The following is a 23,376-nucleotide window of genomic DNA, read 5'->3' as shown; positions in this document are numbered from 1 at the left end:
GTCGATTAGATATTTCTATCTTAAGACGGTCATGGCAATAGTAAAGAAATGTAAAAATTAAATTAAGATGAATCGCCATATTTACCGGAAAATATATTGATTAGGTATGAATCGAAATAGCCCCCTAGAGATTTCTCGCGCTTTGGTGGCGGCACTTTCAACGCAAATGTTTCGCTATTATGAGGATCGCATTCCCCAGGATGCTAGCGTGTTGGTAGTCAGCAATCACCGCAGCTTTATGGATGCACTGATTTTGATGGCAGCGTTATCGAGTCCGATTCGCTTTGCTTGTCATCACTATATGGGACAAGTGCCAATCATGCGGGAGATTGTCACCGGTCAATTGGGGTGTTTTCCCTTGGAGGATACTCAAAACCGCCAGCAAAGCTTTTTTTCGCAGTCGCAGGTGCTATTGCAGTCCAAGCAGATGGTGGGAGTGTTTCCAGAAGGGACAGAACCAATGGTGAAATTTACTCAACCAAATCATCTGGGTGAGTTTCAACGGGGATTTGCTCATTTGGCATTACGAGCTGATGTACAGGATTTAGCTATTTTACCGATCGCGATCGCCTCTTTAGAAGAAGTCAACACTTCCGGCTTCCCCTTAAAGCTTTTGAGTGTATTTGATCCTTCAGAACCCTTATTTAAGCAAGGTGGTTGGCATCCTTTGGTAATTTATCGCCGGGTTGCGGTGTTAATCGGTCGTCCTTATTGGATTACGCCCCAATATCATCAAAAATATCATGGCAAACAAGCTAGAACTGTTGTGGCTGAACTGACAGAACACTGTCATAGTGAAATTAGCAATTTACTCCGTCAAGGTTCCTATTAGAGCCATTCGATTTTGGATTTTGGATTTTGGATTGTGCCCACGACTTTTAGTCTCTTGTTCTCAAAGGATTATTTGCTTTTGGTCAAAACACCGAACTTCACCCAAAAGCAACAATCAACAGTCCAAAAGTTTTATACCATTGACCAATGACTAATGACTAATGACCAATGACTATTTCTGAAGTTGAGCTAAAGCCTTGTTTTCTGACTCCTGAACGAGTACAGCTAGAGTATCCGCTATTGGTATATTTACCAGGAATGGATGGAACCGGTCAACTATTGCGATCGCAAACCGCAGGATTAGAAACTGGCTTTGATGTGCGCTCTTTGGCGCTTCCCCGGAAAGACCTTAACACTTGGGATATGCTAACGAAGAGTGTATTGGACTTGATCGACGCCGAATTAGAAAAAAGCTCTCAGAGACCAGTTTACCTGTGTGGTGAGTCTTTTGGTGGTTGCTTGGCAATGAAAGTAGCAATCCAAGCACCTCATTTATTTAAGCGAATCATTTTAATTAACCCAGCTTCATCCTTTCATCTCCGCCCTTGGTTAAGTTGGGCATCTCAACTAACTTACTTAGTGCCATCAGGATTGTATGATGTTGGCGCACTGGGATTATTACCATTTTTAGCATCTTTGTCACGCATTTCTCGCAGCGATCGCCACGATTTGCTGAAAACTATGCGTTCTGTCCCAGCTGAAACGGTTCTTTGGCGGTTGTCTTTGCTACGAGAGTTTCATGTTGATGAGGAACAGTTAGGTAATTTGACTCAACCAGTTTTGTTAATTGCCGGTGGTAGCGATCGCCTTTTGCCTTCCGTAACTGAAGTGAAGCGGATAGCAAATATTTTACCAAATAACAAGGTTGTGGTCTTGCCAAATTGTGGACACGCATGCTTGCTAGAAAAAGATACTAATCTCTACGAAATTCTTAATAATAACGAATTTTTAGAAAAGAAAGCTGATACAAGTAGAGTTAAAAAGTAAAGGAAGGTGCAGCATTTATAAAAGGATTTTCGGCGGCTGAATTGACTTTAGAGTTTAGACAATTAAATCTCCCCTACTTTATTTTCAATCAAGCAATTGTGAAACCACCAGAAAGAGAATCAGGTTATTTTCCTGATGTATTAATACTAAATGATGTTGCTTTAGTTGATGAACCTTTTTGGGAAAAGTCTTCTCCTGTTACTAAGGGTACATCAATTCCTTTGGTGATTGAAGTTGTCAGTAACAATTGGCGCGATGATTATTATTTGAAACTTGCCGATTATGAAGAAATGAGTATACCAGAATATTGAATTGTTGACTATGCAGCATTGCCAGATAGGAAGTTTATTGGTAATCCCAAACAAACCACTATTTCAGTTTATCAACTAATTGATGGAGAATACCAAGTTAGTCAGTTTATGGGTAGCGAACGCATTATATATACTGGTTTCCCTGAGTTAATTTTGACAGCAGAACAAATTTTCAAAGCTGGTCGATAATAGTGAATTCACCGAAAAAGGCAAAAGTAAAAAGTTAAAAGTGTCAAATAAGAACCTCAGTCAAATTTTGTATATCTATAGTTAAGACCCAGAATAATTCCTATTAACTCTGACTAGTTGTACTTTTTGGGAGATGTCAAGCCACTCACACTTTCGCTACAAGTTTAAAAAGAGAGGCTTTACAGGATGGTGTCAAGCAATGGCAGACAAACCCCAAGAAAAAAAAGTGAATAAACCAGTTAATCTACCCAAAGAAACTTCAGAAGTAGGAATCCAGGCTCAATCATCAATAGAAAATGAACCGTCTGTATTAGAGTCTTTGATTAAAACTATTGCTCAGACTTGCCAAGCAGTTTTAGACACAGCAGTAGGAGTGGGAGAAGCAACGGCAAAAGAAACACATAAGTTTATTGAGCAAACAACTCAAAGCAGCGGTCAGGTTGTGAATCGCCTCAGCGAAAATTGGCTAATTAGAAAACTATCTGGAGTCTTAAATCTCAATTGGCTAATTAGTGATACTAACCTTGTTGATTTAGAACAAGCAGAAGTGGCGGTAAACAAGCTTAAGAAACAGTATCCAAATGAATCACCTAGCCAGCTTGCTCACCGAATCATGGTGGAAAAAGCAACTCAAGCAGCCACAGTTGGACTAGCCACTAGTTTTTTGCCAGGAATAGCAGTGGCATTATTGGCAATTGATTTAACAGCCACAACAAAATTGCAGTCAGAAATGCTTTATCAAATTGCATCTGTCTACGGGCTAGATTTAAAAGATCCTGCCCGCAAAGGTGAAATTTTGGCAATTTTTGGGTTGGCTTTGGGTGGAGGGCGTTTGTTGAAAGCTGCGGGATTAGGCTTGCTGCGAAATGTGCCCTTAGCGGGTGCAGTTATTGGAGCTAGTTCAAATGCAACGATGATCTATTCATTAGGGTATGCTGCTTGTCAATTTTACGAAACCAAGCTGGATGAATCAACATCTCTGGCATCGCCTCAGACATTAGCAACATTAAAAGCCGAAAGTGAAAAGTATCTAGAAAGTGCGATCGCTCAACAAGCCATCACGGATCAAATCTTAGTTCACATGATTCTAGCTAGTCATCCAGAAAAGACTTGGAAAGAAATTTTACCAGAATTAAAAGCTCTAAATCTAACTCCTACCTCGTTGGATGCCATTGCCAAAAATATCAAATCACCTCAGCCTTTAGATATATTACTCAATCAACTGAATCGTGATTTTGCCATACCCTTATTGGCTCAATGTTACAAAATTGCCCAGCTTGACAATCAGATTACACCAGTTGAGCAAAAAATCATCGAAGCGATCGCCAGCAAATTTGGCATTGACACAAATAAAATTGGGGCATAGGGCATGGGGCATTGAAAAGAGGCAGAGGGGCAGGGTGCGGGGAGCGGAGGGGAAAACTCTTCTCCCTGCTCCCCCAATCCCCAATCCCCAATCCCCAGTCCCTCCCCATGAAACCAGAATTTTGAGCAATACTGGTACAGGAAGGAATATTTACACAAAATCCCAAAATGACAATTCAACCTAGTGATAAGCCTTTGCTAGAGTGGGCAGGCGATAGTTTGGCAATTGGATTATTTGAAGATGCAGTAGAGTTAACCGGAGAACTAGCTACTTTAGATCAAAAGTTTTCTGGGGTTTTAAAAGAACTAATTGCTGAAGAAGAATTTAAAGGTAAAGCCAACAGTACTATTTTCACCCGTGTAAATGCTGGTAACCCAGTGCGGAAATTGATTTTGGTCGGTTTGGGTAAAACAGATGAGCTAAAACTAGATACTCTGCGACGCGCTGCTGCTGCTGTTGCCAGGGTAGGAAAAAAGCAAAAAAGCAAAATTTTGGGATTTAGTTTTCCATTATGGAACAACGATCCAGCAGCCAGCGCCCAAGCGATCGCCGAAGGTGTAGAATTGGCACTTTACCAAGATACTCGCTTTAAATCAGAACCAGAAGATAAAGGTTCACAAATAGAAAGTATAGATTTACTGGGTTTTGGTGGACAAGAAGCCGCAATTACCCGCGCTCATCAAATCGTTTCTGGGGTAAATTTGGCACGGCAGTTAGTAGCAGCGCCAGCCAACGCGGTAACACCAATTACTTTAGCGGAAACTGCTCAAGCGATCGCTAAGGAATACGGTTTACAACTGCAAATTCTAGAACGGGAAGACTGCGAAAAGTTGGGTATGGGTGCTTTTTTAGGAGTCGCCCAAGCTTCAGATTTGCCACCGAAATTTATTCACCTAACTTACAAGCCAGAAGGTACACCCAAAAAGAAATTAGCAATTATTGGTAAAGGTTTAACCTTCGACTCCGGCGGACTCAACATTAAAGGTGCTGGTAGTGGCATCGAAACCATGAAAATTGATATGGGCGGTGCAGCTGCCACCTTGGGTGCAGCAAAAGCAATCGCTCAAATTAAGCCAGACTCAGAAGTTCACTTTATCTCGGCAGCGACCGAAAACATGATTAGCGGTCACGCTATGCACCCTGGAGACGTTCTTACAGCTTCAAACGGCAAAACCATCGAAGTGAACAACACCGACGCTGAAGGACGTTTGACCCTAGCAGATGCCTTGGTGTATGCCGACAAATTGGGCTTAGATGCGATCGTTGATTTAGCCACCCTGACTGGTGCCAATGTCATTGCCTTGGGTGAGGATATTGCTGGTTTGTACACTCCCGATGAAGCTGTCGCTTTCCAAATCGAAAAAGCTGCGGAAACTTCAGGGGAAAAGATTTGGCGGATGCCAATGGAAGAAAAATATTTTGAAGGGCTAAAATCTGGTATCGCGGACATGAAAAATACAGGGCCTCGTCCAGGTGGTGCAATTACCGCAGCCCTTTTCCTCAAACAATTCGTCAAACAAACCCCTTGGGCACACATAGATATTGCTGGGCCAGTGTGGACAGATAAAGAAAATGGCTACAACAGTGCAGGAGCTACTGGCTACGGCGTTCGGACACTAGTTGATTGGGTGCTGAGTGCTGGGGAGTAAGAATTTTAGATTTTAGATTTTGGATTTTAGATTGAAATTTAATCCAAAATCTAAAATTCAAAATCCAAAATTGAATTGCCCCATGCCCAATGCCCTACTCCCTACTACCGAACAATTCGTGCTATCTTGAGCTAGCCAGCAAAAATTGTTGCAATCGTAACAGAAGTAATTTGGCGGTCAGAAAGTTAAGCTTTTTCGGCAAAGCCATCTGGTAAAATTTGTAAGGTTTCTAGAAGCTGTGAGCAATGGGATCGACTCGCATACGGATCGCAATTGACGCAATGGGAGGGGATCACGCACCCGGTGAAATCGTTGCTGGCGCATTGCGAGCAAGGGAAGAATTGGGTGTAGATATATTGTTGGTTGGTGATCCCCAACAAATAGAAGCTGCCTTGCCATCAAAAACAAGTTTAGGGCAGGTGGAGATCGTGGCTGCTGAAGAAGCGATCGCTATGGATGAGGAGCCTTTAAATGCAGTTAGACGCAAACGCAAGGCTTCGATCAATGTGGCGATGGATTTAGTCAAGCAGCAAAAGGCAGATGCCGTATTTTCTGCGGGTCACTCTGGGGCAGCGATGGCATCAGCTTTGCTCCGCTTAGGACGATTGCCGGGAATTGAGCGCCCCGCGATCGGGACTGTTTTTCCCACGATTATTGCTGGTAAGCCAGTGCTAGTACTTGATGTTGGCGCAAATGTAGATTGCCGTCCTAAGTTTTTAGAGCAGTTTGGTGTTATGGGATCGGCTTACAGTCAGTATGTCTTGGGTACAACTGAACCGAAAGTGGGTTTGCTAAATATCGGTGAAGAAGACTCTAAAGGCAATGATGCAGCCGTCCGCGCCCACCAACTGCTACGCGAAAATTCTCAAATTAATTTTATTGGCAATGCCGAAGGGCGTGATGTGCTTTCCGGTCGCTTTGATGTGATTGTCTGCGATGGCTTTGTCGGCAATGTATTATTAAAATTTGCCGAAGCTGTTGGAGAAGTGATTCTGCAAATTCTGCGGGAAGAATTACCCCAAGGATTGCACGGTCAAATCGGTTCAGCACTCTTAAAACCAAACCTGAAGCGAATTAAGCAGCGAATGGATCACGCAGAACATGGTGGTGCATTGCTGTTAGGCGTGGCAGGAGTCTGTTTTATCGGTCACGGTAGCTCACAAGCTCCTTCAATTTTTAATGCAATTCGCATGGCTAAAGAAGCTGTTGATAACCAGGTGATACAACGAATTCAGTCCCAATATATCCTAGAGCGCGAGAGCGGTTAGTCATTGCTCATTAGTCATTCGTCATTGGTCATTTGTAAAGGACAAAGGACAACTGACAAAGGACAAAAGACAAAAGACAAAGGACAAAAAGGCTGATAGCTTGGGGGATTAGGAGTGCAAAACTTAGGCGTAGCAATTACCGGAAGCGGCTCGGCAGTACCAGCAACTTCCTTACATAACCAGACATTGAGTGAAGTAGTTGAAACATCAGACGAGTGGATTACCACAAGAACGGGAATTCGTAAACGGCGATTAGCATTGCCATCAGAGTCCTTGAGTGTACTCGCTACTGCCGCCAGCAGTCAGGCGATCGCATCTGCGGGCATTAAACCAGAAGACCTAGACCTGATTCTACTGGCAACTTCCACCCCTGATGATTTGTTTGGTAGTGCTTGTCAAGTCCAGGCTCTATTGGGAGCCACCAACGCAGTAGCCTTTGACTTGACAGCTGCCTGCTCCGGCTTTGTGTTTGGCCTGGTGACAGCAGCCCAATACATTAGAACTGGTACGTACAAAAATGTACTTTTGATCGGGGCAGATATCCTCTCTCGCTGGGTAGATTGGCAAGATCGGCGCACTTGTGTTTTGTTTGGTGATGGTGCAGGGGCAGTGATGTTACAGGCTGCCAAAAGCGATCGCTTATTAGGATTTGCACTTAAAAGTGATGGTACTCAAAACCATCACCTCAATCTTGCATACACAGGCGCTTCCCAAGAACTACTCCCGAATGTAAATATCACCAAAGGCACTTACCAACCGATTACGATGAACGGCAAAGAAGTTTACCGCTTTGCTGTTCAAAAAGTGCCAGAAATCATAGATAAAGCCTTGTTTCAAGCCAACCTTAGCATTGATCAAATAGACTGGCTGCTGTTGCATCAAGCCAATCAGCGGATTATCGATGCCGTTGCCCAACGCCTGAATGTCCCTGAACATAAGGTTATCAGTAATCTCGCCCAGTACGGCAACACCTCAGCTGCTTCCATCCCCTTAGCTTTAGATGAAGCGGTACGGCAAGGTAAAATTAAACCCAATGACATCATTGCTGCATCCGGCTTTGGCGCTGGTCTTACCTGGGGTGCAGCAATTTTTCAATGGGGAAGATAGGGATTGGGGACTGGGTATTGGGTATTGGGAAGCTCTGCCCCCAGTCCCCAGTCCCCAGTCCCCAGTCTCCAATGACCAATGACTAATGACTAATGACCAATGACTAAAACTGCATGGGTGTTTCCCGGACAAGGTTCTCAAACCCTGAGAATGGGAATGGACTTATTAGATATACCTGCCGCTAAAGACAAATTTGCCCAAGCCGAAGAGATTTTGGGCTGGTCTGTAATCGAAATCTGTCAAAACGAAGAAGAAAAGTTATCACAGACACTATACACCCAGCCAATTCTTTATGTGGTAGAAAGCATTCTTGCCGATCTTCTCCGCAAACAAGGACACCAGCCAGATTTAGTTGCTGGTCATAGTTTGGGAGAATATACTGCCCTTTATATTGCGGGTGTCTTTGAGTGGTCAGCTGGTTTATATCTAGTAAAGCGTCGTGCAGAACTCATGGATAGCGCCTCTGGTGGGATGATGGCAGCTTTGATCAACTTTGACCCCGAACAGTTAGAAAAAGTAATTTCCCAAACACCTGATGTAGTGCTGGCAAATGATAATAGTTCAGGTCAGGTAGTAATTTCAGGCACGACTGAGGCTGTGCAAGCAGTGATGACTCAAGTTAAAGCAAAGCGTGCGATTCCGCTAAAAGTTTCTGGAGCATTTCATTCACACTTAATCGCACCAGCAGCGGCAGAATTCCAAGATATTCTAGAATCTGTGGAATTTCAACCAGCGATTGTACCAGTGTTGTCTAATGTAGAACCAATTCCGTCTATTGATGCCGAGATTTTAAAGGAACGCCTCAACAAACAAATGACTGGTTCTGTAAGATGGCGAGAAATTTCTCTACAACTCCCAGCTAACGGCATCCAGCGAGTAGTGGAAATTGGCCCTGGTAAAGTCCTAACTGGCTTGATTAAACGTAATAGCCCCGATTTAATATTAGAAAACATTCAGAGTGCTGCTCATTTACCAGACTGAGTGCTGAGTGCTGAGTGCTGAGTGAGTAAGAAGATTACTCAGTACCTCCGTACTATGGTAAAGGCTATTTTAAATGGTTGCTTTATTTAAGCCGTGTAGTACTAGCTTATAGTCTGAGAGATTAGAGTGCATTGCTGTTTTTTGTAAAATGCGATCGCCACTCAATTGATTAACCAATAACAATACCTGTAAGAATTTTTACCAATATCAATAAATCTTCTGGGACTTGATAGCGTTTCTGATCTTGAATCACCTGACGATTTGTGCGATGGTAAACTCCAAAACGCCAGTCTTCACCAGTCGTAACTGCTCCATATAAAAGCTCAGATGTAGATTTAGTCCATTGATCAAGGGCGATTAATTCGATCGCAAGTTGAGTAAATCCCCTAACTAAATCTGATTGTTTAGCTTCGATGACCAATAAATTTTGAGGTGCTGCAATATAGTAGTCGAGAGTCCCTTTCAGATAGTCGTTTCTGAATATTCAGGGAGCGTGAGATTTTTCCTTTCCACAGTGCAATTTAATTCGGCTAAAATATCATCAATAGTGAAGGGCAATTCAAAATATCGGCTGAAAGTATAAGATTCACCAGCTTTGAGAATGCGGCGGGAATTCATAAACAACCTTAGCCAAATTTATACTGGCTATTTTAGATAAAAACCTATCAGAACTCAATGCCCGAAAACAGTGACACTCATCTAGGCTCTGGGCATGAGCAAGATAATTTACACTTAAGTCGATAGCGATCGCAATTAGACAAATCCTATAATGTCTGTTAATTAAGAATATTGATGGAGGAAAGGTGAGATGAGCGATGTCGGACGACAAGCCACTGGAGTTCTACGCACGCTTGGGCATCAGAAATCAGCCACATCAAGCTTTACTAATCCTGCCCTAGCCTCCTCAACTATTCCTACACTAGCTTCTCCAACACGTGGCTTCGGTTTACAAACAAATAATTCTTCAATTCAAAGAGTAACTGAGGCATCAATTGACCTTCAAGAGGCGCAGGCTATTGATGAGCAATTATTAGAACCACAAGCCATCAAACAACAGCCCCTTAATCACGACATTAGTCGTATATCCTTGCATCGTCCCCAGGCAAAACTTACAGTTGGTGCGCCAGACGATTATTATGAGCAGGAAGCCGATAAAGTCGCCGACCAGATCATGCGAATGGCTCAACCTGAACCCATAGGTTTACAAAATACACAGACTCAAGACCAAGTACAAACTAAACCTCTAGCAGCGGCTATAACTCCCTTGGTGCAACGGGAAGCAATGCCAGAAGAAGAAGAGGAATTGCAAACAAAGCGATCGCTACAACTCTCTACCAATGGCAGCTTCCAGACAGAGGATAATTTTGAGACTCGACTAAACAGCAGTGAAAGTGGAGGCAGCCCCTTACCAGATACGGTACGCTCCTATATGGAACCCCGCTTCGGTGCTGATTTTAGTCAAGTGCGCGTACATACAGGCAATGAATCGGTACAGATGAATCGGGATTTAAATGCCCAGGCGTTTACGCACCAACAAAACATTTTCTTTGGTGCAGGTAAGTCACCAGGTAATGATGCATTAACTGCCCATGAACTGACTCATGTAGTACAGCAGACAGGTGCAGCTCAGAGAAAATTATTAATTCAACGAGCAATTAACCCCACATACGACCTGACTCACGGTACTTTTGAAGTCAATGCCACACCAAACGGAGCGAGTCTACCGATTACTATTCGTTTCAAACCCAAAACCACCGCTCCTTACTCTAACCAAATTGGACTGATTCAAATTGTGCGTTTGACAAATGCTACAGGCACAAACGTCGAACCTCAGTCTTTACCTGCGGCTCGTGGTGCTAGCCTACGCACAACTGCTGATGCCACCACAGGAGTTGAGGGCGGATATTTCACTGATGTACTGCACAATGATGCACCTGCCCACGGTGGTACAGGAACCAATGCCCCTGGCGGAAGTGCTTTACCTGCTCAGTATCCCTTTGGCAACGACCCAGCCCAACCCAATCCAGCAACCCCTGGACTTTCGCGACCCTCTTCCAGTGGTGCAAGCGGAGCTACTATCGGTTACAAACGCTCCGATGACCCTACCGACATCAAAGCCGCAGAACTAACCGACGCTCCCGGAGGGGCCGGTGAGTTCAACTTCGACTTTCAGACGGTGGCTAGGGGAGAAGACACCATGACAACTTACGGTGCGCTTCATTGGGGCTTCCAGATTCGGGCTGGTAAAGTTGAGAACGATCAGGCATCAGCACAGGATGGGCAATCCGCCACTTTCGATGCGGCTCTGGAGAAGCATCGAGATTTTTACGTACACGAACCAGTCATTTTCTACTTTGATTTCGATAGCGACCAACTCAATTCCAGCGAAACAGGCAAAATCGATACATTCTTAGATTACCTGCGGCGCTTCCCTGACGTAAAAGTTACTCCCGAAGGTTTCGCTGACAGACGCGGCGGTGCTTCTCAACACAATCTGGATTTATCTTTACGCAGAGCGCAGGCAGTTGGAGCAGCCCTGCGTGCTAAGGGTGTAGCTGAAACTCAAATTAGTGCTGTAACTATCGGCTCTGGCTCAACCGAAGACTTTACCCCAGATGCCACTACTAACCAAGATAAAGAAGCAAATCGTCGGGGCAATCGCCGGGTTGTTTTGAGCTTTCAGCATGTGCCAGCAGCAGCACCAGCCGGGGGAGGAGGAGCGACACCGTGATCTGGAGAACGGCAGGAATATTCATGACAGTTTTGATACTGGTCGTTGGAGGAAATTTATATATGAATAATCAAGATGCGACTGCAACACATGTAGAGCAGATCAAAGCACGGCTCTACTCCACAGATCAAGACACTAGCGGTTTAGCTCTGGGTGAATTGATCCGTTTAGGCAAACAAGCTACCCCCATTTTGTTGGAAGCCTTGACTAATTCCAATCCCCGTACCCGTCGTCTCGCTGCTGAGGGATTGAGCGAAATTGGCGACCCCGCCAGTGCTGATGCTTTGTTCCAAGCTACCCATGACACTAATCCAGAAGTACGCGCCCGTGCTGCCACTGCCCTATACACATTAGGGGATAAACGTGCATTGGCCGCTTTGGTGGCTACCCTTGATGATTACCCTGATATACTACACAATCCCTACACAGCTTCGATGTATCCTTTAATGCGAGGGGGGAAAGAAGTTTTGCCTTTGGTTGTTCCTTTGCTGCAAGCACCCAATGATTTGACTCGTGAACGGGCTTTTTTGATTGTTAAAGCTGTGGTGAGTAAGTTACCCCAAGGGCATGACTGGAATAAGTTATGGCAGAGTTTAGGAAGTTATGATCCTGTAGGGTCACAGGCAGAACGCGATCGCTCTGCTCAACAATGGGAGCAATGGGTGAGTAAATAATTACTGTACCTGTAGCCAATTTTAAGACATTGACTAGGGATCAATACACTTGGGTTAATGGCTACTGGCAACAATTTTGGGTTTTTGAGACGCGAGAAATCGCTGTCTCTACAAGTGTTTTGGGCTTATCTAAACTGTATTGAACTATGGATGGTTAGCAGTAGGGGAAATATTATACTGAATCGTCTATTTTCAATAAATGTATTATTTAATTCTTGTTATAAAACTTATATCAGTAATAACTGAATGAGACAGATATTTGTGCCGGAGGAGGGTTGTAAATATTCCTAAAAAATTGTATATAGAAGAAATATTTGAGATAGCCTTCACTAAGTTACAGCAATTTTCAAGTAAATGAAGTAGAAAATGCAGAACTCAAAATTAGACTAAAGAGTTTCTACTTCCTGCCTAAAAACCCATAAATTTGTACTTCATGTAAAAGAAAACTGCTTTAATTGCAAAAAAAATAAGTATACACGCCTCACAGCTAAATGTAGTGGTGGTGGATTCTTAGTATTAATTTTATTTAGAGTTTAGCAAAGAAAATTGGACTTAAGAACAAATACACCTACCACTACAAAATTGGATAATTTCTGCTGAGAAATAGACTAATATAACTCTGGAGAAAACTATGATATTAGAAACAAAAAAAATAGAGACGACACCCAAAAATTCTACTTTCGAGACTCTTGAATCTCAGTCAGAATTTGATTGGAGAAAATGTTGGTATCCTGTGTGTTTTCTCCAAGATTTTCCTATAAATCGCCCTTATAGATTTTCATTATATGAAGAGCCTTTTGTTTTATTTAAAAACACAGATGGACAGATAATTTGTTTAACAGATCGTTGTGCCCACCGTGCAGCTAGACTGTCTGATGGACAAATTATTGATGGTAGAATAGAGTGCTTGTATCATGGTTGGCAATATGGCCAAGATGGTAAATGTTTGCATATTCCCCAGTTATCAAAAGAAGCAAAAATTCCTGTTAGTGCTTGTGTATCATCCTTTAAAGTTATAGAACGTCAAGGAATTATTTGGATTTGGGCTGGTGAAGCTGAAGCCGCTGTTGATGAGTTAATACCAACTGTACCAGATTGGGATAAACCAGAATGTTTTAACTTAGATTACATGCGAGATTTACCTTATGATCAAAGCTATTTTATTGAAAATGTTATTGACCCCGCGCATATCCCTATTAGTCATGAGGGCATATTTAGCGATCGCACTGAAGCCCAACCACTAGAAATAGAGGTCCTTGAGAGTTCCCATCAAGGAATTCGTGGAAGATATCGAAAGACAAAAAAACCCAATCAGCCCTGGCAATTACTAGATTTTGTTGCTCCAAACTTAGTTCTTTACAGACTTGGGAATGGAGAGGAAAACAGATTTTTGGGAACAGCTTTGTATTCAATTCCCCTCGGTAGAAATAGATGTAGGATTCTCGTCAGAAATTATAGTAACTTTTTTGATTTGAAAACGAAGTTGATGCCTCCTTGGCTAGATCATCTAATCACCCGTAACAAAGTCTTGGAAGGTGATTTACAAATAGTTGTTGAACAAAAGGCACAAATTGAGCGGTTAGGAAAAAAATTAAAAGAATTGTATTTACCGCTCAAAACATCAGATACATTAGTCGTTGCATATCGCAGATGGTTAGATAAGTACGGCTCATCTTTGCCTTTTTATCAAGGTTTTTCCACTGCCCAAAATATTGCTAATAGCGAGGATAATAAACATTTAAAAACCTTAGACCGATTCTCACAACACACACTGATTTGTAATTCTTGTAACCAAGCTTATCGCTTAACCAAACGATTACAACAAAGCTGTATAGGAGTTGCGATCGCTTTCGCAGCGATCGCAATACTTACAGATACTTCTGGAATAAAAATAGCCGCAGTATCTACTTCTATAACATTAATTATTTTGGCAGTTATGGCTCAGAGACTCAAAACTCAATTTGAGGATTCCTATACTCGCCATGAATAAATTGGTGTTGCACTAACTCACCGAACAAGGCAAAAGTAAAAAGTAAAAAGGCAAAAGAAAGAAAAAGAAAAATGGTTTGAACGCGAGTGCGTCTCCAAGAGTTGCCCCTCAATTTATTTATGGGGATTATCTTTTTATTTCTTAATCAAGTGACACAAATTTGATGAACACAGGTTGGAAACTTTTTCAACTTGTTTCGGTGCTTTAATTTCAGTAAATAGCTGAATTGCCCGATTGAAATTCATTTGATTTTCATCGGGCTTTACCATCTTTTGATTAGTTAAACCCAATTGAAAATAAGCTTCAGCTAGATCGCACTTTGCACCTATTTTATCCAAAAGTTCGATTGCTTCTGTATGATTAGCAAGAGCTAATGCAAAATCTGTTTGTTGTCGATGGATTTCTGCTAAACCATTGAGAGTTTTTGCTTTTACCTGCATATAGTGACTTTCTTCAGCAAAAGTCAAAGCTTGCTGGAATATCTGATTTGCCTGGGAAAATTCACCTAAATTGACGTAGGTTTGACCTAAAATTTGCATGAAATAGACAAATCTTCCAGTTTGTTCTACCAATTTTTCGTTCGTAATATTTTGATAAGCTACATTTGCTAATGCAGATGAAGCATCACGCAAACCTAAATAAGAATAAACCAAAGCTAAACAGACTGAGGCTTTCTCTGCCCAACGGTGATGTTCGGTATTTTGAGCCAGATAAACTACTTGCTGAAATAACTTTGCGGCTGCCTCTAGTTCCCACAAATCTATTTTGTAAAGACCAATACTTAATAAAGAATCTACTTCTAGCATCCTCAAATAGTAAACTGTATGTTTATTTTCTGGCTGGGGTACAAGTGATTTTAGCGTTTGGGTTGCCAGAGTAATAGTCTTTTTTTGACAGGCGATCGCTTGGCTAATTTTACCTGTTATCCAATACAAATCACCCAATATATTGTAAAGTTCACTGAGATTTTGGTCATTTTCTAGATTGTGAACAACTTGATTAATTGCCGCAAGTATCGGCTGAATTAAACCCATCCGATACAACGTACTACCAAGAGGTAAAAACTGCTGCCACTGATTATTTCGGCTTTTTAAAATTACCTTACCCGCCAACTCAAATTCTTGAATTTCTATATAATGATAATATGCTTCCAGAGCTTGCAAAGCATCTTTAAAAGTTTCAATTTGTTTAATACTAGTTGTCCAAAATTCTGCGGCTTTGTGGTTGACAATTTCCCATTCATTGCTGGGGCGTAAACGCGCGATCGCTTCTTTCCGAATCACGGGATGCAACCAGTATTCACCTTTATCACACTCCACCAAAGACCGATTTCTCAATGAGGCAATGATTTGGCGATGTTCATCGGGTGGAACATCCCAAAGTAAACAAAATAACCCTTGAGATGGAATACTGGGTATATCTTGGTAACGATAACATCCCAAACGGCAAAGTAAGCGATATGCTTGGGGATCGAGGGCTTGCAAACGATTAATTTGACTAACCGCTAAATTTTTTAAGTCGGTTGCGGCTAAAGGATCGGCATGATTTTCTTGCCAATAAAGAACCATATCACCGTCAAAATCCTCTTGAATCGAACCGCAGAGAATTCCCATTGCTTTTGCATTACCGCCATAAGTGCGATGCATGATTTGCAAGGTTGACGAGTTGATGGCTAATCCTCGGTTGCTAAAAAACTGTTGCCATACACTTTCATCCAAGCCAGGAAGCCGATAGTGATTCACATTTAGCCCAGGTTCACAAAGGCGATCGCGGCTAGTAATCAAGGTAACAGATTGCACCCTAGCATCAGCCAAAACCCGCAATAGTTCTACATAGTTGCGATGAGAAGCAATCAACCCACCTTGTTGATCTAATGCAGGTTCGAGATTGTCAATTAACACCCCAATTCGCCGATTGTGGAGTTGGCGCTTGAGTCGTCCCAAAGTTACACCAAATTCTACCCCAGGTTCTTGATCGAAATCTTGTTTTAGCCATTCCTCTACTACTCGTTCGGCGGGGGTGATATTCTGCGTTTCTTTTGCCATCAGTAGTTCTAAAACCAAGTCAAACCCCTGATGGAGATATTGTTGCGCTAGAGTAGTTTTGCCTAAGCCTCCCTCACCTTGAATAACAATGACTTTCGCTCCCTGATTTACCAAATTATTCAGGTGAGCGATCGCTTCTGTTCGGCCAATAAAATTGGTATCCTCTAATTTTGGGGTGGGATGTGGCGATCGCGAGTAATCAATCAGACTGGATGATATCGCAGTAGTTTTTCTCAGAACTCGCTCCAAAGTAGCGCGACAATTACTTTTGGTAATCTTTTCTCGCAATACTTTAGAAAGCAGCTTCCATAACTGAGAACCAGCATCCTTGGCGTGTCCTTCTGTACAACCGTAAGCATGAGCGATATCCAAGTATTTTCTACCCAACCAAACTTGCACAAGAATCACTTTTTGCAAATCGCTCAACCGTTCCCCAGTCTGCGGGGGAATTGTGGCATCTAACCATGCTAATGCTGCTTCAGCGTCCATTGTGTAACGACGAGGGGAGTTCAGATTTTAAGGACAACTATAAATTACTCTACAGTTATATTGCTGGAGTTTTCGGATAAGATTCTGTAAACCCGACTTTTTTCCCGACTTTTCCGAATAAAGCTTTCTCATCTAATAAAATAAAACTCATTAGGTCACTCCACCACCGTCATTACTTATGGTGAAATCAGACCCACGTCAATTGCCTAGCAGTGCTGAACTTCCTTGTTCAGACGATACCCCTGTGGATAACGAAGACCAGAACTTTATTCCTAACCTGCTTCTTTTCTTGCTGCAATATATTTGGGCAAACCGTAATGACTGGTTTTTCAGCGTGGATATGGGCGTTTACCACACCACAGGGGTTAGTCCACTTGTGCCGATTGTGCCAGACGGATTTTTGAGCTTAGGTGTAGAACGCCGCAAGGAAGGTAAATCTCGTAAAAGCTATGTTGTTTGGGAAGAAAACAACGTTGTGCCTACCCTGGCTTTGGAAATTGTCTCCTTAACTCCTGGTGGAGAATATGACAAAAAATTAGACATGTATGCCAAGCTAGGGGTACTGTACTACATTATTTATAATCCAGAGTATTGGCAACGCGATCGCCACCAACCTTTTGAAGTTTATTGCTTAGTAGATGGTAGCTATCAATTGCAAATTGGTGAACCCTTTTGGATGCCAGAAATTGGTTTGGGAATTGGTAGAGGGCAATATGTATCTGGTAATATCCAGCGTCAGGTTTTGTATTGGTATGACCAACAAGGAAATCGCTATCAAACTCCAGAAGAACAGTTAGAGTTAGCGCAAAAACAACTTGAGCGTTATCGTCAGCAATTTGGGGAATTGCCAGAAGATTGAGGGGCGATTCCATTACTTAGAGTAAAACTGATTTAGTGCTTTAAAAGTATTGCTATTTTGACAACAATTTTTAGTTATTTAACATACTCTTTTTAAGAGCTTCACTCCAAACAAGCTCAAACTCACTTTCTGATATTTCATGTTCTGTTCCTAAACAAGTTTCTGATAGTGGTTGGTCGCACAAGGCTAGTCCTCTAGTTTCTGGATGATAAACTGTGTTAGATAAAAACCATTTATCCCCATAAATCTCAACTTGCCTGGAGGCCCAATCGCCATCAAATTCTATATAAGCAATCCCCATTCCTAAGTCAGATTCAGCCTCATGCTTAAAATATAACTTCATAGCATTTTTCCTTAATTCTAATTACTCTGTCACTAATAGATAAATAATTGCTGAATTAGAATGTGACAATTTCATCCAACTTTTCCTCCGACTTTTGCAACTCCATCACATAAAACTGCCGACTTCAGCCGACTGACAAAACGAAGTGCGATCGCTTAGGCTATTGGGCATGGAGATAAAAATTTAAGTATAAAAATATGCTTAATACCCTCAGCCCAATCACAGAAGACTTAGCAGGTAAAAGCTATCCCAGCCCTCACTACTTGCAAACACAGCGGCGCATTCGCTCACTTATAGACAAATATATTGCAGTCGAAAAACTACATGAGCGTCTGCAAGATTTACCGATACAGTTTGCCAATCCTCAACCGCGTCCCTGGAAACCCATTGAATGGCAGACGATTAACCGCAATCAAATTATCGGCTTAGACGCAGAGGTATTTTTATCTATATTGATAGGTGCGATGGACACAGAAGCGCCCATTCGCGGCTATACCCAAACCAGTCGGCAGTATTTAGAAAAATTGCATCCTCAGATGGCTCGGTTTGTTGGTGGAACTGTCGGTAAAGATGGCGAACTGCTGGAACTTGGTTTGTGGGAAAAGGAAGAACGTCAGCACACACCTGCATTAATCAAAATCTACACCCAATTAACAGGTGAGAAAATTACCCCCAAACTTCGGACTGTTAGAAGCTATCTCCCCACAGATGACGCTTACGAAGACTTATATCGCCACGGCTTACACCGCATTGCCACAGAATACGGTGCAACCTGTCTTTATATTTGGCTCATGGCTCACACCACTGGCGCACTCCAGGATGTTTTAGAAGAACTAGCACAGGATGAAATCAACCATACAACCAAATTCTGGGGGTTTGGAGTCTGGACTTTCCCTGATACTGGGTTGATGCGAATTGGACGCACGCTGATCAAAACGCGATCGCCAAACTATCAGCGTAACAACCTCATGCGTACCCTCCGCCGCATGATGGCTACCCTTAGCTGGAATGCTTGGTCATTAACCAACAAAACAACCCTCCTCTTCACCTTCACTTACACAATGCATCGCCTGTGGAGTTGGAACAACACCCTCACACCAGAGTACTTACAAAATTTATTTGAAACTAAATAGTCAAAACAAAGGACAAATAACAAATGACAAATGACAAATCAAAATTACCCACCGATTTAAACCCTCAAAAAATCCCCCAACATATCGCCGTCATCATGGATGGTAACGGACGATGGGCAACCAGTCGAGGATTACCGCGCATTGCTGGACATCGCCAAGGAGCAAAAACACTCAAAGAACTATTGCGTTGCTGCAAGGATTGGGGAGTTAAAGCCTTGACAGCTTATGCTTTTTCAACAGAAAATTGGCAGCGTCCCGTTGAAGAAGTGGATTTTCTCATGCATTTGTTTGAGCGATTACTACACCGCGAGTTAGCTCAAATGCATCGGGAAGGTGTGCGAATCTCCTTTATTGGAGATTTATCAGCTTTACCCAAGTCTCTCCAAACGGAAATGGAACGTTCAATGGCAGAGACGTTGAACAATCAAGCAATCCACTTTACTGTTGCAGTCAACTATGGTAGCCGCAACGAAATTACCAGAGTTTGCCGTCAAGTAGCTCAACTCGTGGAACAGGGTGAACTCAATGCCGAACAAGTGAATGAAAGCCTTGTAGAACAACACCTCTACACCGTAGACACTCCAGAACCCGATTTGCTGATTCGTACTAGCGGTGAGATGCGATTGAGTAATTTCCTCTTGTGGCAAATGGCGTATACAGAGATGTATTTCACCGATATTCTTTGGCCAGATTTTAATCGAGAAGCATTTTATCAGGCTTTGTTGAGTTACCAGAGTCGCGATCGCCGTTTTGGTCAAGTTAAAGCTTCACTCTCAGCTTAGTCTACCAAACACCAAATATCGCCTCAAAATTAAACCGGATTTTTGCCATCAGCGATAAAGTAAAAGCACCCACATTACCACGATGGTATATGAGCGCTCACAAATAAAACATTATCGAGGATAATCTATCTGCTATGACAGACCGAAGTAACTATAAGAATAGCAGGCACTGGGTAAATAAACTGCAAGGGTAGTTACAAATGTTTTGTTAAAAATATTACTTACCGTCAATGTGATGCTTGATTTAGGCAAAATCCAATCGATTGCAAAATCCTATTCTCCCCAAGAACTCTTCGCTGCCTTGGTTTGGCAGCGTCGGTTCAATGAGTTTGATGGCGAAGAAGTGATTACTGACCTTTCCAACCACAAAAATTTATGGGCAAGCTTTCTGTTCACAAAACCAATCTTTGCACCAGATGAAAACGGTTTAAGCTTTGGTGGTATGGTCGATACCCTGCTTGCAATGGCAAACTATCGTCCCATGCCTGAAACCAGCATTATCCATTTCATTGCTTATCCTGCGGATACACTATACATCCTGACAGAGAACCAAGATACAAAAGTGTCACAGCTTTTAGATTTGGGCAAAAAATGGCGAGCTGATTCAGTAGAAGTCACTGATGGCACGAATGAAGATTACGGTTTGCGGCTGAAACGCCGACTCAGAACTAGATTGGAAGGAGCGCTATTGGGTGAAGATGTTCGCCAGGATTGTGATGCGATCGTTGTTGCCTATTGGTGGGATTAAAATATCCTAAGCTGCCTGACAGATGATGTTAGGGTTTTGCCCCTAAAGCAAACTGCGACGCAAGGCTACAGGATAACTTTGGTGCTTAATAAGCATATTTCCCTATATCACTAATATCGTGACAAAAAAATCTTTACTCGATGCTGAACCCCACCAAGGTTTGTAGAATCTAAACCCACTAACCGAGATATAGATGGAAAGTGTCCTTTAGGTGCGTCTAAGCTGAAAGTATATTCTTCATATTTAACCCATTCATTATTAGCAAGACTTGCTAGCCATCCAACTTTATAAGCAAAGCGCTTATAATCTTTTTTGGTTTGCCAAATACGTTGTTGGACGCTAAAACCAAATTTGCCTTCACTATATTGAACCCAGAGTTTATTAATAATATAAAGGTCATGACGAGGAAACCTTTTAATTTCTCCATCATCTAACCAGCCTTCTTCTTCACGCTCACATATTTTGAGCATAGTAGAATAGGTTTCTTTATCAGCTTCCTGCCATTTTTGTTCTGCTAGTAGTTCCTGCAATTTTCTGTAATCAATACCAGAAGTATGAGATACAAGAGTTAATTCTGCTGCCAATTGAGACAGATGTAACTGCACATCTGATAAATATTTAAGAACTGATGTTTGCGAATCTGTTTCCAAAACTTGAGATGGTAATTGAGATATTTGCTCTTTTATTTGAACTAATTCTTCGAGAATTCTATAATTTGACTTTTGTTCATCTGTCATAATTTCTTTCAAAGCTTGTAGTTCAGTTTTAGCAGCTAGTGAGGCTTTTTGAGTCTCAGCTAAATTCATCTGAGTTTCTATTGCCGTTTCTTCAGTATTTGCCAATCGCTCCTGCATAGTCTGAAGCTCAGATTTTAATTCCTTTATTTCCGTTTGGAAGCTTGCAATAGTTGATTCAATATTATGCAAATTATTATTTGCTTTCATATCCTGCAACTCTTCACGGGTACGCCTGAGTTCTTCAATTGCTTTTTCGTAATATCCTAATGGCGTTTTCCAGTTATCATTACTTGCTTTGAACATAAAATAACTTTGCTTATTTTATTGCTTGTCTATTAATAAAATTTCTGAAGACTTATCCTCTGATATAACATTGTTTTTGAAATCATAATTATTCATGATGCTACGCCAAAACTTACAAAGTAAACCATATTTTATCCAGTCTTTAATAGCTTGATTTTTCAATTCTGGAGAATTTCTTACTAAAGCAGCCATCATAGCGGCATTTTGTTGTAATTGTCCATAAATCTTCAATACCTCGTCAATAGATGTTTTTTCATCTAACTTACTCAATTCATAGCACTCGCTTAACTCATAAAGCTCAACATCAGAAAATAGGCCACCAGGCTTCCATGCTATTTTGAGCCTTTGTCTACATTTATCAAGAGGACTGGGTAAACCGTGAACTAAATATTTTTTTAATTCATTCCGAATTAGTTCAAGTTTGCCATCTATCAGTTCAGATATTTTATCAACTATTTGATTAGCATCTTGAAATAACTTATTTTCTAAATATTCGATTCTTTCCAAACTCTGCTCAATGCTGTTTTGAGATAAGCTAATCGCCTGCATTACAGCTAGTGACATTTGATTAATTCTATTTTCTAAATAAAAATTAGTTTTACTAATAGTCTCCGTGAGAGCTTGTTCACGAATTTTATCTATTTTCTCAAGGTGATGATTAACTTTTTCATCTGCTGTATTTAACAGATATTCAATGTCAGCTTTAACCTTACTTTCTAATTCCTCGGTTCTTTCTATTGCATGATTAATGCTTTCTTGAGCTATATAATCAAGCTTGTCAGCTAAAGGGTAAAGTTTCTCATCAAACAAGTTAGCTATTTCTTTGCTACTATCTCTGACAACCTCCTTAGCCGCACTCTCAAATTGTTTGACAAGACCTCCAAATAGCCATCCCATCATTTCTTTACACCCTTTTACACCATAACTAGCAAGCAAATATCCTCACAAAAATAACACTCCTTTTCAGGAGTGTCGAGGATAAAATAATGACTAATAAATAAGTATAAATTCGGTGGACAATTATCGAATAATAATATTGTCTTTTTGCCCAAAATATTTTATGCAAAACTGCTGCGATGCTTAGGTTGCGCTACGCCAAAAATAAAGTGCGTAGCGCATCATAGATATAGCCTCACACATAACCTAATTATTTCTTTTACCTGATTTACCAGTTTTATTAGAAAGTTGGTGTTTTTGTATAACCCGCTCAATCTGGCAAGTCACCGCATCTATTCTATGTTTAACCTTATCAAAATCAATATTCACCCAAATATAGGCTTTGTCTGGTCTTTGTTGCTTGTTATTCATATAATGCTTTACTTGTCAAGATATTTTGTTATATCTATACAATATAGCTATCTTAATTTCTAAACTACTTTCTCTAGACGTATAAGTAAATATGCTTAATATTTACTTAAGATTTTATCAGTGATTTAATTCGCAGAGGCGCACAATTGCTATTTACTAAAAGAGACGCGATATTTCGCGCCTCTAAGAACCAAAATCAAAATTCTAAGTGTTAGCTTAAATCTTTGTTTGTAGATATTGCACCAACTGCGCTGCTTGCCTCACTCCCTCTATTCGATCCACAGGCTTACCCTCCTTAAACAATACTAAGGTTGGGAGAGACTCAATTTTATACTGAGTAGCCAATTCCGTGTATTTTTCTGTGTCGATTTTGACAATCCGCAAACGATCCTTAAGTTGATTATTGACTTGCTCTAAAATTGGCGTCATCATCTGACAAGGGCCACACCATTCAGCGTAAAAATCTACTAATACAGGTACATCAGAAGCAGACAGCATATCATCAAAGCTGTTAAATTCTTTTTGAGTTGCCATTATGACACATA

20 protein-coding genes and 2 pseudogenes are annotated in these 23,376 nt (G+C 41.4%); 15 read left to right on the top strand and 7 right to left on the bottom strand.

The genetic code is table 11. The features are described 5' to 3' along the window. Positions 1 to 106 precede the first annotated feature (106 nt). The 8 genes and pseudogenes from V7L07_RS09975 to fabD all read left to right on the top strand — a co-directional run bounded on the left by V7L07_RS09975 (position 107) and on the right by fabD (position 8,689). Positions 107 to 832: a lysophospholipid acyltransferase family protein gene (locus V7L07_RS09975; RefSeq protein WP_335057327.1), complete on the top strand. Its 726-nt coding sequence runs from the start codon at positions 107 to 109 to the stop codon at positions 830 to 832. Positions 833 to 999: 167 nt separating this feature from the next. After that, a complete protein-coding gene (locus tag V7L07_RS09970; protein ID WP_335057325.1) occupies positions 1,000 to 1,818 on the top strand; it encodes an alpha/beta fold hydrolase in 819 nt (272 codons plus the stop codon). Between the two features lie 17 nt (positions 1,819 to 1,835). Then, positions 1,836 to 2,318: pseudogene (locus V7L07_RS09965) on the top strand (Uma2 family endonuclease); the annotation flags it as partial. Positions 2,319 to 2,517: 199 nt separating this feature from the next. After that, positions 2,518 to 3,684, top strand: coding sequence for an EcsC family protein (locus V7L07_RS09960; RefSeq protein ID WP_335057323.1), 1,167 nt, complete (start codon positions 2,518 to 2,520; stop codon positions 3,682 to 3,684). Between the two features lie 167 nt (positions 3,685 to 3,851). Next, on the top strand, positions 3,852 to 5,333 hold the full coding sequence (locus V7L07_RS09955) for a leucyl aminopeptidase (protein WP_335057321.1): 1,482 nt from the start codon (positions 3,852 to 3,854) through the stop codon (positions 5,331 to 5,333). 245 nt (positions 5,334 to 5,578) lie between these two features. Then, positions 5,579 to 6,601: a phosphate acyltransferase PlsX gene (plsX, locus tag V7L07_RS09950; protein WP_335057319.1), complete on the top strand. Its 1,023-nt coding sequence runs from the start codon at positions 5,579 to 5,581 to the stop codon at positions 6,599 to 6,601. A gap of 114 nt (positions 6,602 to 6,715) precedes the next feature. Then, positions 6,716 to 7,708 (top strand): beta-ketoacyl-ACP synthase 3, encoded by a 993-nt coding sequence (locus tag V7L07_RS09945; RefSeq protein ID WP_335057317.1) that lies wholly within the window; start codon positions 6,716 to 6,718, stop codon positions 7,706 to 7,708. A gap of 99 nt (positions 7,709 to 7,807) precedes the next feature. After that, on the top strand, positions 7,808 to 8,689 hold the full coding sequence (gene fabD, locus V7L07_RS09940; protein ID WP_335057315.1) for an ACP S-malonyltransferase: 882 nt from the start codon (positions 7,808 to 7,810) through the stop codon (positions 8,687 to 8,689). A gap of 169 nt (positions 8,690 to 8,858) precedes the next feature. Here fabD and V7L07_RS09935 read toward each other — a convergent pair. Continuing rightward, a pseudogene (locus tag V7L07_RS09935) lies at positions 8,859 to 9,307 on the bottom strand (hypothetical protein). Positions 9,308 to 9,497: 190 nt separating this feature from the next. On the opposite strand from V7L07_RS09935, the gene V7L07_RS09930 reads away from it, so the two are divergent. From V7L07_RS09930 to V7L07_RS09920, 3 genes are all read left to right on the top strand, one after another. Next, a complete protein-coding gene (locus V7L07_RS09930) occupies positions 9,498 to 11,420 on the top strand; it encodes an eCIS core domain-containing protein (RefSeq protein WP_335057313.1) in 1,923 nt (640 codons plus the stop codon). A gap of 62 nt (positions 11,421 to 11,482) precedes the next feature. Then, positions 11,483 to 12,094, top strand: a complete 612-nt coding sequence (locus V7L07_RS09925) for a HEAT repeat domain-containing protein (RefSeq protein ID WP_335057311.1) — start codon at positions 11,483 to 11,485, stop codon at positions 12,092 to 12,094. A 631-nt stretch (positions 12,095 to 12,725) separates the two neighbouring features. Continuing rightward, positions 12,726 to 14,084 (top strand): aromatic ring-hydroxylating dioxygenase subunit alpha, encoded by a 1,359-nt coding sequence (locus V7L07_RS09920; protein WP_335057310.1) that lies wholly within the window; start codon positions 12,726 to 12,728, stop codon positions 14,082 to 14,084. Between the two features lie 134 nt (positions 14,085 to 14,218). On the opposite strand, the gene V7L07_RS09915 is transcribed toward V7L07_RS09920, so the two are convergent. After that, positions 14,219 to 16,618, bottom strand: coding sequence for a tetratricopeptide repeat protein (locus V7L07_RS09915; protein WP_335057309.1), 2,400 nt, complete (start codon positions 16,616 to 16,618; stop codon positions 14,219 to 14,221). 178 nt (positions 16,619 to 16,796) lie between these two features. On the opposite strand from V7L07_RS09915, the gene V7L07_RS09910 reads away from it, so the two are divergent. Further along, positions 16,797 to 17,477, top strand: coding sequence for a Uma2 family endonuclease (locus tag V7L07_RS09910; protein ID WP_335057308.1), 681 nt, complete (start codon positions 16,797 to 16,799; stop codon positions 17,475 to 17,477). A gap of 70 nt (positions 17,478 to 17,547) precedes the next feature. Here V7L07_RS09910 and V7L07_RS09905 read toward each other — a convergent pair whose 3' ends face one another. Continuing rightward, positions 17,548 to 17,820, bottom strand: a complete 273-nt coding sequence (locus V7L07_RS09905; RefSeq protein WP_335057306.1) for a hypothetical protein — start codon at positions 17,818 to 17,820, stop codon at positions 17,548 to 17,550. Between the two features lie 197 nt (positions 17,821 to 18,017). Here V7L07_RS09905 and V7L07_RS09900 point away from each other — a divergent pair, with 197 nt between their 5' ends. The 3 genes from V7L07_RS09900 (at position 18,018) to V7L07_RS09890 (ending at position 20,483) form a co-directional block, all read left to right on the top strand. Continuing rightward, positions 18,018 to 18,953 (top strand): ferritin-like domain-containing protein, encoded by a 936-nt coding sequence (locus tag V7L07_RS09900; protein WP_335057304.1) that lies wholly within the window; start codon positions 18,018 to 18,020, stop codon positions 18,951 to 18,953. 23 nt (positions 18,954 to 18,976) lie between these two features. After that, positions 18,977 to 19,735, top strand: coding sequence for an isoprenyl transferase (locus tag V7L07_RS09895; protein ID WP_335057302.1), 759 nt, complete (start codon positions 18,977 to 18,979; stop codon positions 19,733 to 19,735). A gap of 205 nt (positions 19,736 to 19,940) precedes the next feature. Beyond that, positions 19,941 to 20,483, top strand: coding sequence for a hypothetical protein (locus V7L07_RS09890; RefSeq protein ID WP_335057300.1), 543 nt, complete (start codon positions 19,941 to 19,943; stop codon positions 20,481 to 20,483). Between the two features lie 110 nt (positions 20,484 to 20,593). Here the strand turns inward: V7L07_RS09890 and V7L07_RS09885 are convergent, their stop codons facing one another. From V7L07_RS09885 to trxA, 4 genes are all read right to left on the bottom strand, one after another. Beyond that, positions 20,594 to 21,523: a GUN4 domain-containing protein gene (locus V7L07_RS09885; protein ID WP_335057298.1), complete on the bottom strand. Its 930-nt coding sequence runs from the start codon at positions 21,521 to 21,523 to the stop codon at positions 20,594 to 20,596. An 18-nt stretch (positions 21,524 to 21,541) separates the two neighbouring features. Continuing rightward, the gene (locus V7L07_RS09880; RefSeq protein WP_335057296.1) at positions 21,542 to 22,459 is read right to left on the bottom strand and encodes a hypothetical protein; all 918 of its coding nucleotides are present in this window, start codon (positions 22,457 to 22,459) and stop codon (positions 21,542 to 21,544) included. A 207-nt stretch (positions 22,460 to 22,666) separates the two neighbouring features. Beyond that, positions 22,667 to 22,831, bottom strand: a complete 165-nt coding sequence (locus V7L07_RS09875; protein WP_292844713.1) for a hypothetical protein — start codon at positions 22,829 to 22,831, stop codon at positions 22,667 to 22,669. 216 nt (positions 22,832 to 23,047) lie between these two features. Next, on the bottom strand, positions 23,048 to 23,365 hold the full coding sequence (gene trxA, locus V7L07_RS09870; RefSeq protein WP_179067113.1) for a thioredoxin: 318 nt from the start codon (positions 23,363 to 23,365) through the stop codon (positions 23,048 to 23,050). Positions 23,366 to 23,376 lie beyond the last annotated feature (11 nt).

It is taken from the genome of Nostoc sp. (assembly GCF_036916985.1).
Taxonomy (GTDB): Bacteria; Cyanobacteriota; Cyanobacteriia; order Cyanobacteriales; family Nostocaceae; genus Nostoc.
This window is presented reverse-complemented; position numbering and strand designations above follow the sequence as displayed.

Bases quoted from the DNA above. Each gene is read 5' to 3' on its own strand.
- V7L07_RS09975 (WP_335057327.1), top strand. From the start codon at position 107: ATGAATCGAAATAGCCCCCTAGAGATTTCTCGCGCTTTGGTGGCGGCA.
- V7L07_RS09970 (WP_335057325.1), top strand. From the start codon at position 1,000: ATGACTATTTCTGAAGTTGAGCTAAAGCCTTGTTTTCTGACTCCTGAA.
- V7L07_RS09960 (WP_335057323.1), top strand. From the start codon at position 2,518: ATGGCAGACAAACCCCAAGAAAAAAAAGTGAATAAACCAGTTAATCTA.
- V7L07_RS09955 (WP_335057321.1), top strand. From the start codon at position 3,852: ATGACAATTCAACCTAGTGATAAGCCTTTGCTAGAGTGGGCAGGCGAT.
- plsX (WP_335057319.1), top strand. From the start codon at position 5,579: ATGGGATCGACTCGCATACGGATCGCAATTGACGCAATGGGAGGGGAT.
- fabD (WP_335057315.1), top strand. From the start codon at position 7,808: ATGACTAAAACTGCATGGGTGTTTCCCGGACAAGGTTCTCAAACCCTG.
- V7L07_RS09930 (WP_335057313.1), top strand. From the start codon at position 9,498: ATGAGCGATGTCGGACGACAAGCCACTGGAGTTCTACGCACGCTTGGG.
- V7L07_RS09925 (WP_335057311.1), top strand. From the start codon at position 11,483: ATGAATAATCAAGATGCGACTGCAACACATGTAGAGCAGATCAAAGCA.
- V7L07_RS09920 (WP_335057310.1), top strand. From the start codon at position 12,726: ATGATATTAGAAACAAAAAAAATAGAGACGACACCCAAAAATTCTACT.
- V7L07_RS09915 (WP_335057309.1), bottom strand. From the start codon at position 16,618: ATGGACGCTGAAGCAGCATTAGCATGGTTAGATGCCACAATTCCCCCG.
- V7L07_RS09910 (WP_335057308.1), top strand. From the start codon at position 16,797: ATGGTGAAATCAGACCCACGTCAATTGCCTAGCAGTGCTGAACTTCCT.
- V7L07_RS09905 (WP_335057306.1), bottom strand. From the start codon at position 17,820: ATGAAGTTATATTTTAAGCATGAGGCTGAATCTGACTTAGGAATGGGG.
- V7L07_RS09900 (WP_335057304.1), top strand. From the start codon at position 18,018: ATGCTTAATACCCTCAGCCCAATCACAGAAGACTTAGCAGGTAAAAGC.
- V7L07_RS09895 (WP_335057302.1), top strand. From the start codon at position 18,977: ATGACAAATGACAAATCAAAATTACCCACCGATTTAAACCCTCAAAAA.
- V7L07_RS09885 (WP_335057298.1), bottom strand. From the start codon at position 21,523: ATGTTCAAAGCAAGTAATGATAACTGGAAAACGCCATTAGGATATTAC.
- V7L07_RS09875 (WP_292844713.1), bottom strand. From the start codon at position 22,831: ATGAATAACAAGCAACAAAGACCAGACAAAGCCTATATTTGGGTGAAT.
- trxA (WP_179067113.1), bottom strand. From the start codon at position 23,365: ATGGCAACTCAAAAAGAATTTAACAGCTTTGATGATATGCTGTCTGCT.